Genomic DNA, 14,927 nt, shown 5'->3' on the forward strand with positions numbered 1-14,927 from the left:
CATGCTCTTCGAACGCCAGAGGCATCATTCGACATGCACGCTCCAACGCATTATCCATGTTGGAGATGGTTCGCTCGCAAAGTTCTCCGAAAGCAACATGACTCAACTCCACGAACAAAAATGTTCACGGAAGCGACCACTGTCTCTTCCGATGGAGAGGTCAGCAGTCCTTCCCCCAACCCACTGAATAACACCCGGCGCCCAAAGCATAATCGTCATCGACGAAATCGGGATTCACGAGAGTTAAGGATAGTGGTGGCTCTTGCCGATTTAGTAGCTCGGCTGAGCTGATCCACGCCGCGGCAGGAGTGGACGGTACGTCTACTGCAACGCGGCATCAGCCTTTCCGCTGAGGCTGATGTCATTCGGATATCACATGTTAGGAAAGAACCCGGCCAGAGGCCGACGTCTGGCTTCATCGGCTTAGCGGTCCTTCAAAAATTCAGAGCGGACGTCAGCAATGGGACAAAACCGGAAAGGAATTCGCGTTTCCAACCGGATCATGCCGCTGGTTTTTCACCGAAGGCGAGCACAGTTGGCCGACGAATAAGAGTAACGCCATCAGTTGTCCTGACACGAGCGGCATTGACGATAGCTTCGCGGATCATCGCCCGAGGTCCGGGCTCCTGGCTGTCGATCATCATCGCTGCACGCACGGTGCCCCCGGCGATTAGATCGAGGAGGGGCTCCGGGCGATTCGATTTCCAACTGATATCGAGATTCTCGACCGCGACGTTGCTAAACCCTGCCGCAATCAGCGCGCGCCGACATTCCTCGGGCTCGCCGAACCGCATCAGTGGGGGCGCGGGGGGCAGTTGAACCGGCCCGCCATGTTCAGCAACAGCGGCTGAGACGATTGTGAGAAGTTCGTCGGCTAAGGCCCACTGCGTGAAGACATATGCGCCGCCGGGCTTAAGCACGCGAAATGCCTCGGCAATCGCGAGGTCGGGGCGCGAAAGGTGCACGATCCCGTAACAGCAGACTACGCCATCAAACGAGCCATCTGCGTAATCAAGCGCCTCGGCATCGCCTTCCCGAAAGGAGACGGTCGGATAAATGGCAGATGCCTTGGCAACCATTGCCGATGCAAAATCGATCCCTTCTGCGGTCGCGCCCTTGTTCGCCAAGGCAGCCGTTAAGTGTCCAGAACCGCAACAGATGTCCAGTACACGCTTCCCGCGAAGGTCACCGAGAAGCGCAATCATGCGCGGAATCGCCTGATTGGAGATTGGGGTGAACATTCTATCATAACTGTCGGCCCGGGCTGACCAACCCGAATGTTCGGCATCCCTAAATGAACTCGTCATGATTTGCTCCGGAGAGGACAAGCCAAGGAAAACCGGAAAGCGACGCAACCAATCTAAGCACAGTGGCCGACCGACCGGCATGGCTCACCAATTTGAGATTGCAACGCCATGTCGGCTTTGGGTCACAATGCGAAGAACTCAAACTGAGCATATTCAGTCCGCCGTGCCTCAATAAGCGGACCTCGTGGAGCGACGCTGCCACTTCGCCGAAGGGCCATAAGCAGACGAGAAAACTTGACTTACTAGCGGCGTGGAAGAGCTTTAGGGGGAAGCCCACCATCCATCGGGAAATGGCTCAAGCAACGCCCCGTCGACTTGATTGTCGTTCTCGGGGTGTCTGACAGCTCCTGCATCTCTGCTTGGTGGCGTGTAGCGACGGAGGCGGACAGACAGGGCGCCGAAATCGCGACCTCGAAGGCGGCGCGAAGCATGGCCTCTAGAGCGCAATGGAGACGCACCGCGGGCGCTTCGCTCTGCATCTTCGACTACATCTCGAAGATCTTCCAATTCTGAGAGCTGAGAGGCGAGCTCGCCCAGTCGCTGGAGATAAAGCATTGCGCGAGAGTTTCGCATAAATGTCCTCCACAGTACAAAAGCACTACTAGGATTGCTGCAGAGCAAATGGGATAAAGTGGCAATCTACTGTGGGCAACTTCAGCTTTCAACACGTCAGGCTTACTGGCTCAACGAGGGCTAATGCGTTACCAGCCTGCTCCGCAGCGAATGACATCTTAGGGTCAATCGCGTCAATTCACCCGTGAGGCGATGACTTCCGGTCCAACCGGATAAGCGGACGTTGTCAGACCGGACGGCACGACCGGAATGGGCCACTAGCGGTCGTTCATGCTGGCTGAACTGAACCTAACAACTATCCATGGATGTGTGTATCTAAGCCTGGTCCAACTCACGTGAACTCAACTTCGACCGCAATTCTGCGGTTGAAAGCATCACCCGCGTAAACGCCTCGGCTGCTCGCAGCCTGTCGCGCCCCTCGACATCAGGGCCGCGATTTTCTTCAACACGACGGCAACGTTCTCAATGCGCGCCAGCTGCCCGGTATACCCCTCTCGACACCTGAAAGAGATGTTTCCAGCTCTTCCGTGAGCTCTGTCAGACAGCTCGCCAACGCTTCCTGTGACAGCGACTGGTCGGGATAAGGGAATCGCAATATATTGACATCGGTGGGTTCCATTTGGACCTCCGCCATGGATACGATGGCGCGGCGGTCTTGGATCATTGCGCAATGCGGCGCTGCTCGGTCCCTTCGACCTACTAGCGCAACCTATCACAGGGGAACATTCGCTGACGCCCGACGTTAGCATAGCCCGCCCCTCCGAGTTCCAATAAACATGAAAACAGGTGCCGCTCCCGGGCCGCTGAGCCTCGACCTGCTGATCAATTCGATCGTCGATTACGCCATCTTCATGCTCGATGCCGGGGGCGTGGTCAGAAGCTGGAACAAGGGGGCAGAGCGCCTCAAAGGTTATGTGTCGGACGAGGTCATAGGGCAGTCCTTCTCGATTTTTTACACGCCCGAAGATCGAGCAAAGGATTTGCCCGCCAAGGCGCTGGCAACTGCTGCCGCCACTGGACGCTTTGCTTCGGAGGGGTGGCGAGTTAGAAAAGATGGCAGTCGCTTCTTGGCCCTCGTTGTCCTCGATGCGATACGCGCCGAAGATGGCGGGCTGATCGGGTTTGCGAAGGTCACGCGCGACATCACGGAAAGGCAACAGGCCCACAACGACCTCCTGGAAAGCGAACGGCGCTATCGCCGGCTAGTCGAAGCCGTTGTCGATTACGCGATTTTCCAGCTTGATCCCTCAGGTCATGTCGCGACTTGGAATCCCGGCGCCGAACGCATCAAAGGGTATGGGCCGGACGAGATTGTCGGTCGACATTTCAGCACGTTCTACACGCCCGAGGATCTGGAAAACGAAGTGCCGAAAAGGGCGTTGGCCGAGGCCACCGAAAACGGCCGGTTCGAAGCCGAGGGCTGGCGCATGCGAAAAGACGGCACGCGCTTTTGGGCTTCGGTGGTGATTGATCGGATTACCGACGAAAGCGGTGCGATCGTCGGCTTTGCCAAGGTCACGCGCGATCTGACCGAACGCAAACAGGCCCAGGACGAGCTTCAACGAGTCCAGGAACAGCTCGTCGCCTCGCAAAAGCTCGAAGCGATCGGGCAGCTGAGCGGTGGCATTGCTCACGACTTCAACAATCTGCTCATGATCGTCCTGGGCAATCTCGAGACCGCCGAGAGAAACAGCCGCAACGTCGGGGGGGCGAACCTTCAGCGCGCGTTGGCCAACGCCAAGCGTGGTGCCCAAAGGGCCGCGGCGCTGACCAGTCGATTGCTTGCCTTCTCGCGTCGCCAAGCGCTCGATCCGAAACCGATCAACCTCAACAGCTTCCTCGGTGGCCTGCAGGAATTTCTGCAGCGCACGCTTGGCGAGCGCATCGAAGTCCAGACGGTAGGGGGCGCCGGCCTCTGGCAGATCGAGGCGGACCTGAATCATCTAGAGTCAACGATTGTCAATCTGGCGATCAATGCTCGTGACGCGATGCCGAACGGGGGAAAGCTGACGATAGAGGCGACGAACGTCTCTGCCGACGAGGACTACGCACGCATCAACCCCGAGCTCGTCGTCGGCCAGTACGTCGTTATCTGCGTCAGTGACACGGGGGCCGGCATGACCCCCGAGGTTCTCGATCATGCATTCGAGCCGTTCTTCACGACCAAGGAGCCCGGACAAGGGACGGGCCTCGGATTGAGCCAAGTGTACGGTTTCATAAAGCAGTCGGGCGGGCACGTGAAAATCTACAGCGAACTGGGAGAAGGCACGAGCATAAGGATGTATTTCCCTCGTTATACCGGGAATCATCCCCAGCCGGCTTCGAACGAAGCCAACGAACTCATCTCGGAAGGCAGCTCTGTCGAGACGATCCTCGTGGTGGAAGATGATCCCGATCTAAGGGGCTACCTGTCTGACGTGCTGCGCGATCTGAATTATCGGGTTCGGTCTGCCGCCAGCGCGCAGGCGGCTCTGACCATTCTATTGCAGGAGAATCAGCAGATTGATCTCCTTCTCACCGACGTGGTGATGCCCGGCATCAACGGACGCGAACTGGGAAGGCGCGCGCAGGAGATGAGACCAGATCTCAGGATTCTTTACATGACTGGGTATTCGCGCAACGCAGTCGTTCACCATGGACGGCTTGATGAGGGCGTTGACCTGTTGGAAAAGCCGGTCACCCAAGCAAGATTGGCGCTGAAGGTCCGCGAAATTTTGGATCGCGCTAAGGATTAGCTTAGCGCAGATTGGATCAGCTCGTCTGAAGCACGGTCATGTCTGCTTCGGGTCAGAAGCTGACCAATCAGCGGACCGCGCGCCGGGTCAGCTTAGGGCCAACAGAGGACATCCGAGGGCACGGCCACATCCATCGGAACCCCATTAAGCGACCAAGGTTGAAAAGGGCGCGCGTGGCAATCCTGGACACTAGCTATGGACCCCAAGGATACTTTTCTGGGTGTTGAGACTTGTGACTTAGCCACCTCCCTGCCAGTGGCCGATGTGATCTTGTTTGGCGCATCCGACGCCACGCCGTACGCTGCAGGCCAGACCAGCCATTCCGCTAATGCGCCCCACTTCATTCGCCGCGCTCTGAGTCACTATGAGAGCGATCTCAACCGGTGGGATTTTGATCAAGAAGCGGAGCTGCTCGCGCCAACCAAATTGGAGGTGTTGGATGGTGGAAACCTTGTAACGGATCCCATGACGCCTGAGAGCAACCGCGATGCGATCAGAACGACCACGCAAGCAATCCTTTCGGCCGGCGCGGTTCCGATCCTGCTAGGCGGGGATGACTCCGTCCCGATACCATTCTTCGAAGCGTTCCGTGAAAGCAAAGGGCTCACAATCTTGCAGATCGACGCCCATCTTGATTGGCATGATCAGCGAAATGGATCGGGCTATACATTTTCGAGTACGATGCGGCGAGCCAGCGAATTGCCCTGGGTCAAACGCATAGTGCAGGTTGGATTGCGCGGCATTGGCGGCTCTGGTCGTGCCGAGTATGACCACGCAAGGGCGTGGGGCGCGAAAATCGTCACCGCAAGAGATATTCGGCTTCATGGGATCGCAGGCGTTCTTGAACTGATAGAGGATGACAGCGAGTGCTTGATTACAATTGATTGCGATGGTCTCGATCCATCAGTTATCCCAGGCGTACTCATACCTCAGCCAGGCGGATTGTCCTATTTTGACGTGGTCGATCTCATGCGGGGTGTCGCTTCGAAGTGCAGAATAGTCGGGCTGGACATCGTAGAGTTCGTTCCCGAGCGCGACGTTCAAAATCTGGGAGCGATTGCTATCGCACGGATTCTCTGCAATGGCCTCGGTTGCATTCGGAAACGAGCCGTATAGCCGCTCCTTTTGCCGCGATGCCCGTTGCCGCCTTCTTCCACTAAGGGCCACAAGCGGAAGTCAGCGTACGACTGAAGAAGAGCCGCCAACTAGGGCGGCCTTACTTCATGTCCTATTGAGAAACTTGCCGGTGTTTTCGCCTCTTTAGGCGCCAGTACCCAACCAACGCTCGCCATTCGAGCGCTGCTATTACCATTGCTATGGTTGCGGTCCCTATGCCGGTCATGATGAGCAGCATCTGCAGCATCGAATCACCTCGCTTTAGGCGAGTCAATAAGTACCAAAGTGGACCGTAGATCCTAGCATTACTTCGGGGGCTGTAGGCCCGGAGACCGCAGCCACTCGCTGATGTGCGAGCCGGTTTCTGCTTGGCGGGCCCTGCGTAGGGCCTCGTCGCGTACCGGTCCATGGGGGAGGAGTTCGGCTTCTTCGCGGAGCCGTCTGGCTTCTTCGGCAAGCCGCTCTTCGAGGGAGAAAACTTGTTTGAATCGTCGGCGCTTCTGCATAGCGCTACCTCGGGTCCTAACCGTGGGGTTTGAACTTCCGATTCTTAATATGCCTAGGATCGATCTTCGGTTCCCGAAGTGAACGTTTCAAATGAGGCCACCTGCGATTTCAATCTGGGCCACAGAGGCCGAAACAGGCCGGCGCCGCCCCCTGCTGCATGGCAACAAACTATAACAGACGCACCGATGGAATGGCCAGCAAGACCCACTTTGGGTCAGAAGCGGATGGTAAAGCTGCAGCGGCGCGGCGTCCGCTTTCTTGCCAGTGACATCATTCGGATATGAGAGGTTATGGAAGAGCTCGGCCAGTGCCCGATCGAGCCGAGTAGCAATGAGAAGCAATACGACCAGTTGCCCCTTCCGTTCATCTGGCTCAATCGAGGTGCGGTTCGTTGCGCAGGATTAAGCGTTACAGCGGACACATCGGACGTTAAAGGAGAAATCGACGCAATTCGTCCTGAAATATTGGCGCGCCAGGGTCCTGCGATAGCAGCATGTGGTTTTTCCCCGGGAGTGCGACAAACCTCGCGCCGGGAATTTCCGCGGCCAAGTCGCGCCCGGATGCGATGGGTACTCTGCGGTCATCGCGGACATGCATGACAAGGGTTGGGGCCTTCACATGCTTGAGCAGAGGACGAACATCAAAGTCGGATACCGTTTCAAGATATCGCACCGCGCATTCGGCTGAGGCGCTGAGACGTTGAAGCTCATTGAAGGCGTCTACCTGCTCCCTCGTGGCATCCGGCAACATGGAGGCGGTGAACAGTTGTCGGAAGGTCGGGTCATCCGAGCCCCACCCTAGCTTCATCAGAGTTTTCATTGCAGCAAACCGTTCTCGATCAGCGGCCGAGAAGTTAGGGTTTTTGTTCGCACCAACGGCGAATCCACCGTAAAGAACTAGGTGCGAGACGCGTTCGGGATGCCGCGCTGCAAATGCGATCGAAACCGCGCAGCCCTGCGAAAACCCGAGCAGCGGAAACCTGTCGAGACCGGCCGCGTCGGCTACGCTCTCCATGTCCTTGACCCAGGCATCAAGGGAGAGCTCTCCGACATCCCAGTCAGACAGACCGTTGCCACGCGCATCGTACCTTACGAGGGTAAATGACGAAGCAAGTCCAAGTAGGAAATCGCGCTGGAGCGGAAAATCCCAGTCATATTCGAGATGGCCAAGCCAATGCGCCGATTTCAACAGACCAGGTCCTGTACCCACTTTAGCATAGGCTAACCGCACACCATCCGCGGCTCTGCAATAGCGAATTTCCTGTTTGAGGTTGGCTGCCGACAGAACTCGCGTTGCGGGCGATCCTTCCTCGTTCAGGTCAATCGCATAGACTTCGATTGGCCGCGCGATGTTCTTTAGATTCTGCCGGCCTAACTCGCGCAAAGGGAAGTTAAGCTTGCCATCGATCTGGTCAAGGACTTGGCGAGAGATGCATATTCCACCGCGCATCGCGATGCCTTCAAGTCGGGCAGCTACGTTGACGCCATCCCCAAATATGTCACCCTCGTCCTCAATGATGTCGCCGACGTTGATCCCAACCCGGAATTCAATACGCCGGGCCTGAGGTACGTTTGCGTTCCTGTCGACCATTCCGCGTTGAACTTCGACCGCACATTTCACAGCTTCGACGGCGCTTGAAAACTCCACCAACATGCCGTCGCCGGTTGTCTTGATCAGGCGCCCTCGATGGGATTTGAGTTTGTGATCAACGAGCTCTCGGCGATGCGCTTTCAATCCAGCAAGCGTGCCTTCCTCATCTTCGCCCATCAGCCGTGAATAGCCCGCGACGTCAGCCGCCAAAATTGCCGCTAGCCGGCGCTCCACCTGAACGTCTACCACGGATAATCCTCAGTTACGTCAGTGATCAAACAATTTTTCGAATGGTGAGGGCACCCGATTGCCCGTCAAAAACTTGCCTAGACTAGGCGCAGTTTGGGCAGGTCTGCAATGGTCCAAAATGGAACCGCTGCAATGTGCGCTTCGACTTCCGCTAATTGGAGGCCAGTCAAATCATCTGCTGTCCGCAAACTGCCAGGCAGGCCCTTCGATTCGTAGAATCCGCGCTCGGAGAACTTGAGATCCGTCCCTGCGACCAAGTCGGTTACGACCCAAGAGACAAGCACTTCGCTACTAGCGGACCGACATGATGCGGGCCGCGGCGTGAACTGGGAGTACGGGCTTCGGAGGATACGACCAACCCCCACCCCCTTTTGCTCCACATTCAGAGAGCAGCCGAGGCTCACCTCATCGGTGAGGCTGTTGTTCTCCCTCTGGAGGATTGGCCGTCAGATATGACGTTGCCATCGTGAGCAAGTGCACCGCTGCGGTCCCCAGCTTTTGCAAATCTGTCTCCATGACGTAAGCCCCGGCGGCGCGACGATATGCAATGGCGACGGTGGCATAGGCATCCGTAATAAAGCCGGCAGTACTATCCCCCAAGTCGGCTCCACGCTCGTCCCGCGCTCTGACCACCTTGAGTGCAGCCGCGGCGGTCGACTCAGCGATCTGGGCATCTTCAGCTGTCGAGTCTGCGATCCCCGGGTGACAAGCGGCTGATGCGCCTTCGACTGCTTCGTAGAAGCGCTGCTTTCGCACGGAGTCTGCGGCCAAGTAGGCCTTGAGAAAACGTCGTGCTCTTGCCTCAAGATAAATCCGGTCCTGGCGGATCTTCTTTCGCTGCCTGCTAGCCTTCAGAAACCCAAACACTAGACTCTCTTAGGTTTGAAGAGCTTTTCTATCCTGCCTGCGGGGAGAAGGCTGGCGTATATCCGACCTTCGCGCACTGGCGCTCTAACGTCATTCCAAATTGCCAAGGCCGCCGTCCTTCCAAATAGCTGCCGGGGCGACAGGGTTATTATGCTTTAAATCGCAGGATGCTGTCCTCTTTCGTTTAAGTTCGGCCGGGAGTTTTTGGTTCCCGCAGCTCCGAGGCCTGAAAGCCGCAATCTTTGCATCTCAACGCGCCTTAATCGGCGCCTCGGTCAAATGCTACGCCCATCTACCCGCCTAAAAAGCGTCCGCTTGCGGGAAATGACTCCGACTTTAGATCCCAGTGGCTTTTTGTATTTATTTCTGAACTTTTTGCGTTCGAACCAGGAAGACCGGTCTCCGCGGATCGCCGGCAGACTTTTGACCACCCCCCGCTGTCAACCGTGTCAACCTTGTCAACCTAACTTTTCAGCCCCTTCGGCTCGCGCGGTGGCGCGGTTCGAATTACCCGCGATCATCTCAAACGCCGGAAGGACCCGCCACTAAGTTGGGCTGCGCCAGAAGCGGAAATGATGGTCTGCGCTTAATCGCTGGCCATCCACCGCGGTACCAGATCCGAACAGCGGGACGAGCGAGCAAAAGGCTTGTCGAATGTTCGGTGGTGAAGGTTTGTTGCGGAGGACATAGGCGAGCTATCCCGGTGCATTCGCATCGAGATGCTTCCCACGTCCTCAGCGATCAATGCTCGGCGGAGCCAGGCCCGTCGCTCTCGGACCCTGCACTGCCGATGGCAGACGTGCAGGTCGCGTCTACTTACGGCGCCGCTCATCGCGCCGGCAGCCACCCTCACGCTTGAGGCCGGGTATACCTGGGCTGCATCCCACGGTAGGTATCATCGTCGACGCCGCCGCCGTTAACCGACCAGCACCAACGAACTCCACACGAGACTCAATGAATCTGGCAGCCCTTAAGCGTCGCCAGGAGTTCCGCGAACCTTTCGCTCATCCGCGCACGATGCGCCTCGTCGTATTCCGCTAGAGGTTCAGCCTTCAGCAGTATCCGCAGCCGAGCGATCCGGCTCTGAACTTTGTACACATCCTCGAGAGCAATACGGCGCCATATCGTCGGGTCTGGGCGCCATTGGGTGACATACGCCCGGCCATCCGGTCCAAGCCCAACTTCACCCCTAAGCCACCTGCGATATGATGAGGACAGGGACCAGATCGGCACGTCTTCTAAGGTATCAAAATAGTCCTCCCCGCTCGCCTCAACTCCAAGCTCATTTTGGGGTGAAGACGGTCGCCCCAGCATGATCCTCGCGATGATTGCGAGTAAGTCTGAGCGAAGTCGGTCATTCTTCTTTGCTGTATGGTTACAAAGCTGCTGCAGGTCGACCGCGTAAGTTTCAATCGCTTCCCTTTCTGGGGGGCTCAAGAGCGAACTGCGCGGCAAGGCTGGAAGGTTCTGATGAAATTTCCCGTCCCTTTCCGATCGCTGCTCGACCATTTTGACTAAGCCGAGCCGCGAGACGACCCATCCCGGCAAGGACGGCATCTGAGGTAGTGCCCGTACGTCTGGCAACACCAGCGGCTCCGGAATGTCCATTCTGTCTTTCCAATGCGTTCAGAATCCAATTCCGCCAGGTTGCAGACCAGTCGCGCTTCAGTGCGCTGGCACCGGACTTGGCAGTCCAATAGTTTGTAAACTTCTCGGCTTCAATTAGCGTGCGTTCGTTGGTCAGACCGCGCTCTATGGCAAACCGAAAGTCATCTGGAGCCGGAAACCAGCTGGCAGGCAGGTGGCAACCGCGCGCTTGCTTTTGTTTTCGACTGGACTGCACTCGCCTGCTGGCCCGCTCGAGTGCAGCAACGAATTGTACTGCACCCTCGATCGAGCCTCCGCGCTCGAAGTACGCCTCTAGCTCTCGTGCAATCGGCGTCCACGCGGGAGCGGAGTTTCCGGCTGTAAAGAGGTCGGCATCTTCAGGATCTGTTATCATGGTCTGCGGTCTATGGAGCGCCTACTCTGCCCGACGGTGCCCCTCAGTCCATTCCACAAGATCTTGCTGCCGATACCGAACGGCGCGTCCCAGCTTAATGAACGAAGGGCCAGTGCCGATCCGCCGCCAAGCCTGCAAAGTTCGAAAGGAGATCGAGAGCAAGCGCGCGGCCTGCTTTTCATTCATTAGGGCGATATGGCCGGTTTGGGCTGTAGTCATGAGAACCTCCAGAGCGCGATCAAATACGCCTCAGCGCCAGAGGTAATTTCATGACGAGTCCGAGCCAACTCGCTCGAAGTCCGAATTCGCCAGTTCGGTACGCCAGCACGTCCGAATTGGCGAATTCAGGAAGCTAAGTCTGGTCGGCCAACTCTTGCACGGCCATACGGAGCTGGTTGGAAATCGTCCTCGGAGCTAAAGGCTCGGAGCCGAGGGACTGATTCGCTCTTGCATCATTGACCAGATCTTGGATTTTCTTCGCAGTATTGAAATACTGACCTTCTAGATTCGGGTGCTTCAGCCAAAACTCCTGCGCGATTCCCAAGATCAACTTCCGCTGCGCGGCTCCCACCTTTTTTTTGACTTGCGAACCCTTGGCTAAATTGCCTCTTGATCTCTCTCCATCGAGCGCAAGCTCGTTGAGCTTACCGGCGGTCGAGTAGAGGTGATGCACATAGGCCAGCCGGAAAATGTCGTCTAGTTCGTCATCGTTGAACCGAGTGAGTACTCGATTTGCTGCATGCAAGAATTCGGCTGCTAGACGATCCTCCGTCAACGGCTCTGTGTACGCTTCAGCCAGCCCAAACCAAAGGTCTTCGTCGGCTACCTCTCCGTGCTCTTCAACAACATAGCCGAAGTCCAGCTCTCGAGGCGTGATCGACCACTTATCAGTAGGGAGATCCTTCTTGTCCAGATGAGCCCGCGCCCGTTCGGCGTGCGCCGTAAGGGCAAGTCTGCCGTTCGGGCGGAAGATCGGCTTGTGCAACTTGTCTGAGGCATCAACTACCTCGATATCACGCAAAAATCCCCGTTTACGGTGAGAGACGACGACGGGGCCTTCGCTTGAGTATGAAAGCTCGTTCGTTCGCTCGAGTACGATCTGGTCCTGCTTAGCTCTCGCCATGACAATCCATGTGATTCGCGTGCTGACGCGCAAATAAGAGCATGTAGCCGTCGGCAATCTAGCTAATTCGCAAATCATCCACGACGGCCGAATGCGATGAGACACGTTTAAGGCCCACCAACTACGGAAACTCAAAAACGGCCTGGCACGCCCTCACGGACGAATGCACTTTGCCGGGCATGCAGTCAGAGGCAGATCATCGCAATCGGGACGATTTGGCAGAAGTGGCAGCTATTTTGGCCGCTGGGCTTCTGCGTGTTCTCGACCGGAAGTCCAGTCGGAATTTTGCTGGTTTCTCAAATTCTCTGCTCGACTGTGCCGGTTCGCCTGGGGGTGATGTGGCCCGAAAAGCCAAGGAAGTTACCCCGTGAAAGAGTCCATTTTGTCGCAATTGGCGGCCCTGAAAGGCGCCTCCGCTCCCGCCCTAAAGGCCCGATGGCGCGAGCTTTTCGATACTGAGCCCCCTGCCTATAACCGCCGTTTCCTGGAGAGCCGGCTGGCCTACCGGATTCAGGAATTGGCCTATGGCGGTCTAAGCCGAGAAACCACCGAACGGCTCAAGGCCATGGCCAAACCCTACGCCGACCAAAAGCCGGCAGACCGCAAGATTAGACCGCTTCTGCGCCCCGTCGCCGGGACCAAGCTGATCCGCGAATGGGAGGGCCTAGAGCACTGCGTCACCGTCCGGCATGACGACTTCGAATATCTCGGCCGCCCCTACAAGTCCCTGTCCTCAGTCGCCCGTCAGATCACCGGTACGAATTGGAATGGCTGGGTTTTCTTCGGCTTGAAAAATTCGACGGGCAAATGAACTCCCGCAAGCCGCAAAAGGGCCGAACCTCCTTATTCGCCAACTCCCTCGAGAGCGTCGCAGCCCCAGGGCGCCCAGGCGTGCGTAAAATCCGCTGTGCGGTGTATACTCGCAAGTCGAGCGAAGAAGGCCTCGACATGGACTTCAACTCCCTCGACGCCCAGCGAGAGTCATGTGAGGCTTACATCGTGAGCCAACGGGCCGAGGGTTGGACCGCTGTTTCCGATCACTACGATGATGGCGGCTTCTCGGGTGGTACCCTCGAACGGCCTGCCTTGAAGCGGCTCATTGCTGCTGTCCAGGCCGGCAAAGTAGATGTCATCATCGTCTACAAGATTGATCGGCTCTCGCGGTCGATGCTCGACTTTCTCAACCTTGTGGAGCTGTTTGAGCGCCATGGGGTGACGTTTGTTTCAGTCACCCAATCTTTTAACACCAAGGATGCCATGGGCCGCATGGCGCTGAACATCCTGGTGACCTTTGCCCAGTTCGAACGTGAGCTGATCGGGGAGCGCATTCGTGACAAGGTCGCGGCCTCTCGCAAGCGCGGCAAATGGATGGGCGGCTGGACCCCACTCGGCTACGAGGTCCGGGATCGCAAATTGCTTGTTCACGAGATCGATGCGGAGCGGGTTCGGTCGATCTTTCGGCGCTTCGTACAGCTCAAGTCCGCGACCTTGCTGGCTCGCGAGCTCGTCGCGGCCAACGAACGAACGCGATACGGACACCTCCTGGACAAGGGGGTGCTGTACAAGATCCTTCACAACCGGGTCTATCTTGGCGAGGCCGTTCATAAGGGCACCTCGTATCCAGGCGAGCACGAAGCGATCATCGATCGCAAGCTTTGGGATCAGGTCCACGCCATCCTCAAGGAAAGTCCGCGGAAGCGCGCCAACAATAGCAGGGCGCAAACCCCCGCCCTGCTGAAAGGTCTGTTGTTCGGGCCCGATGGCGCGGCAATGTCGCCAACTCACACCCGGAAGTCTGGCCGGCTTTATCGCTACTACATCAGCCAGACCGCGATGAAGCAGGGCAGATCAGACTGTCCCGTCAAGTTGGTGCCCGCCGCCGAATTAGAGCGCATCATCATCGATCAAATTCGACAGTTGCTGCAAACACCTGAAGTCATCATTCAGATCTGGCGAGCTCTCCGCAAACAATCCGCGGATGTTAGCGAAGCGGAGGTGCGGAGCGCCCTGCTCGGCTTTGACGAGCTCTGGGACGAGCTGTTTCCGGCCGAACAAGCACGGGTCGTCGCGCTACTCGTCGAGCGCATCGACATGCATGCTGAGCGGATGGACATCACATTGAACGTCCAGGGCCTGACTTCGCTCTCCTCCGAATTGCAGCCTCAACCCATCCAGCAGGCCGCGGAATGAACCGACCGACCACCCTCACCCTTGGACCTGTTGGCCGACCGAAGCTCAGCCGGGACGGCCGATCTATGGTCGTGAGCATCCCGATCTCATTCCGGCGATCGGGAGGGCGCAAGCGCGTGGTCACGCCTGCAAATGTTGAAGCTTGGGCGCCTGCAAAGCCGCAGGTCGACAACACGCTGATCAAAGCTGTGGTGCGCGCCCATCGCTGGCGCAATATGCTCGAATCCAACCTGTTTAGCTCGGTGCGAGACCTCGCCAAAGCTGAGAAGATCAACGAGTCCTATCTTTGCCGCGTACTTCGGCTGACGTTGCTATCGCCGGCCATCACGGAAGCCATTCTAAATGGCCTGCAGCCTGGTGGGCTTGAGCTGTCGCAGCTGTTGAAATCCATCCCCGCGGAGTGGGGTGAGCAGCAGGCTCTGATCAGCGCATCTGCGCGGAAAGCTGAAGCGCGTTAAAGGCCCTCATCAAAAGGAAGTGGTTCGGCGAGTGCGGATTTCGCCGATCGAACGTTATGGAATATCGACTTGCCGAAGTGTTCCGCCGGTGGCGCGCCCGGAATGAGACGACGCCTTCACGACGAAGACATTGAATTAATTGCCAAATTTAGCTTCCTGCCGGCCGGCTTGATACCACTAACGTATCCCACCTGCAAGGTATCTTCGCTC

General features: G+C 57.3%; 12 protein-coding genes. 5 read left to right on the plus strand and 7 right to left on the minus strand.

Features of this window, described 5'->3' with window-relative positions; translation table 11 throughout:
- Nucleotides 1-500 precede the first annotated feature (500 nt).
- On the minus strand, nucleotides 501-1,307 hold the full coding sequence (locus RPS27_RS19585; protein WP_313754184.1) for a methyltransferase domain-containing protein: 807 nt from the start codon (nucleotides 1,305-1,307) through the stop codon (nucleotides 501-503).
- A gap of 1,349 nt (nucleotides 1,308-2,656) precedes the next feature.
- Here RPS27_RS19585 and RPS27_RS19590 point away from each other — a divergent pair.
- Both RPS27_RS19590 and RPS27_RS19595 read left to right on the plus strand, forming a co-directional pair.
- Entirely contained in the window at nucleotides 2,657-4,615 is a 1,959-nt protein-coding gene (locus RPS27_RS19590) for a PAS domain S-box protein (protein WP_313754185.1), read from the plus strand.
- 195 nt (nucleotides 4,616-4,810) lie between these two features.
- Nucleotides 4,811-5,731: an arginase family protein gene (locus tag RPS27_RS19595; RefSeq protein ID WP_313754186.1), complete on the plus strand. Its 921-nt coding sequence runs from the start codon at nucleotides 4,811-4,813 to the stop codon at nucleotides 5,729-5,731.
- A 305-nt stretch (nucleotides 5,732-6,036) separates the two neighbouring features.
- Here the strand turns inward: RPS27_RS19595 and RPS27_RS19600 are convergent, their stop codons facing one another.
- The 6 genes from RPS27_RS19600 to RPS27_RS19625 all read right to left on the minus strand — a co-directional run bounded on the left by RPS27_RS19600 (nucleotide 6,037) and on the right by RPS27_RS19625 (nucleotide 12,069).
- Nucleotides 6,037-6,237 carry a hypothetical protein gene (locus RPS27_RS19600; protein ID WP_313754187.1) on the minus strand — a complete coding sequence of 67 codons (201 nt, stop codon included), beginning with the start codon at nucleotides 6,235-6,237 and terminating at the stop codon, nucleotides 6,037-6,039.
- Nucleotides 6,238-6,667: 430 nt separating this feature from the next.
- Nucleotides 6,668-8,077: an alpha/beta fold hydrolase gene (locus RPS27_RS19605; RefSeq protein ID WP_313754188.1), complete on the minus strand. Its 1,410-nt coding sequence runs from the start codon at nucleotides 8,075-8,077 to the stop codon at nucleotides 6,668-6,670.
- A gap of 405 nt (nucleotides 8,078-8,482) precedes the next feature.
- Entirely contained in the window at nucleotides 8,483-8,944 is a 462-nt protein-coding gene (locus RPS27_RS19610) for a hypothetical protein (protein ID WP_313754189.1), read from the minus strand.
- A 951-nt stretch (nucleotides 8,945-9,895) separates the two neighbouring features.
- Nucleotides 9,896-10,552, minus strand: coding sequence for a hypothetical protein (locus RPS27_RS19615; protein WP_313754190.1), 657 nt, complete (start codon nucleotides 10,550-10,552; stop codon nucleotides 9,896-9,898).
- Between the two features lie 415 nt (nucleotides 10,553-10,967).
- A complete protein-coding gene (locus RPS27_RS19620) occupies nucleotides 10,968-11,165 on the minus strand; it encodes a helix-turn-helix domain-containing protein (RefSeq protein WP_313754191.1) in 198 nt (65 codons plus the stop codon).
- A 133-nt stretch (nucleotides 11,166-11,298) separates the two neighbouring features.
- Nucleotides 11,299-12,069, minus strand: a complete 771-nt coding sequence (locus RPS27_RS19625; RefSeq protein WP_313754192.1) for a hypothetical protein — start codon at nucleotides 12,067-12,069, stop codon at nucleotides 11,299-11,301.
- Between the two features lie 367 nt (nucleotides 12,070-12,436).
- Between RPS27_RS19625 and RPS27_RS19630 the strand changes: the two genes are divergently transcribed.
- The 3 genes from RPS27_RS19630 to RPS27_RS19640 all read left to right on the plus strand — a co-directional run bounded on the left by RPS27_RS19630 (nucleotide 12,437) and on the right by RPS27_RS19640 (nucleotide 14,717).
- On the plus strand, nucleotides 12,437-12,880 hold the full coding sequence (locus RPS27_RS19630; RefSeq protein WP_313754193.1) for a DUF2924 domain-containing protein: 444 nt from the start codon (nucleotides 12,437-12,439) through the stop codon (nucleotides 12,878-12,880).
- Nucleotides 12,877-14,259, plus strand: a complete 1,383-nt coding sequence (locus RPS27_RS19635; protein ID WP_313754194.1) for a recombinase family protein — start codon at nucleotides 12,877-12,879, stop codon at nucleotides 14,257-14,259. Before RPS27_RS19630 ends, RPS27_RS19635 begins: the two co-directional genes overlap by 4 nt.
- Nucleotides 14,260-14,324: 65 nt before the next feature.
- Nucleotides 14,325-14,717, plus strand: a complete 393-nt coding sequence (locus RPS27_RS19640; RefSeq protein WP_313754213.1) for a hypothetical protein — start codon at nucleotides 14,325-14,327, stop codon at nucleotides 14,715-14,717.
- Nucleotides 14,718-14,927 lie beyond the last annotated feature (210 nt).

Source organism: Bradyrhizobium sp. WYCCWR 12699 (assembly GCF_032144035.1).
Classification (GTDB): domain Bacteria; phylum Pseudomonadota; class Alphaproteobacteria; order Rhizobiales; family Xanthobacteraceae; genus Bradyrhizobium.

Bases quoted from the DNA above. Each gene is read 5' to 3' on its own strand.
- RPS27_RS19595 (WP_313754186.1), top strand. From the start codon at position 4,811: ATGGACCCCAAGGATACTTTTCTGGGTGTTGAGACTTGTGACTTAGCC.
- RPS27_RS19600 (WP_313754187.1), bottom strand. From the start codon at position 6,237: ATGCAGAAGCGCCGACGATTCAAACAAGTTTTCTCCCTCGAAGAGCGG.
- RPS27_RS19625 (WP_313754192.1), bottom strand. From the start codon at position 12,069: ATGGCGAGAGCTAAGCAGGACCAGATCGTACTCGAGCGAACGAACGAG.
- RPS27_RS19590 (WP_313754185.1), top strand. From the start codon at position 2,657: ATGAAAACAGGTGCCGCTCCCGGGCCGCTGAGCCTCGACCTGCTGATC.
- RPS27_RS19635 (WP_313754194.1), top strand. From the start codon at position 12,877: ATGAACTCCCGCAAGCCGCAAAAGGGCCGAACCTCCTTATTCGCCAAC.
- RPS27_RS19620 (WP_313754191.1), bottom strand. From the start codon at position 11,165: ATGACTACAGCCCAAACCGGCCATATCGCCCTAATGAATGAAAAGCAG.
- RPS27_RS19640 (WP_313754213.1), top strand. From the start codon at position 14,325: ATGGTCGTGAGCATCCCGATCTCATTCCGGCGATCGGGAGGGCGCAAG.
- RPS27_RS19615 (WP_313754190.1), bottom strand. From the start codon at position 10,552: ATGGACATTCCGGAGCCGCTGGTGTTGCCAGACGTACGGGCACTACCT.
- RPS27_RS19585 (WP_313754184.1), bottom strand. From the start codon at position 1,307: ATGACGAGTTCATTTAGGGATGCCGAACATTCGGGTTGGTCAGCCCGG.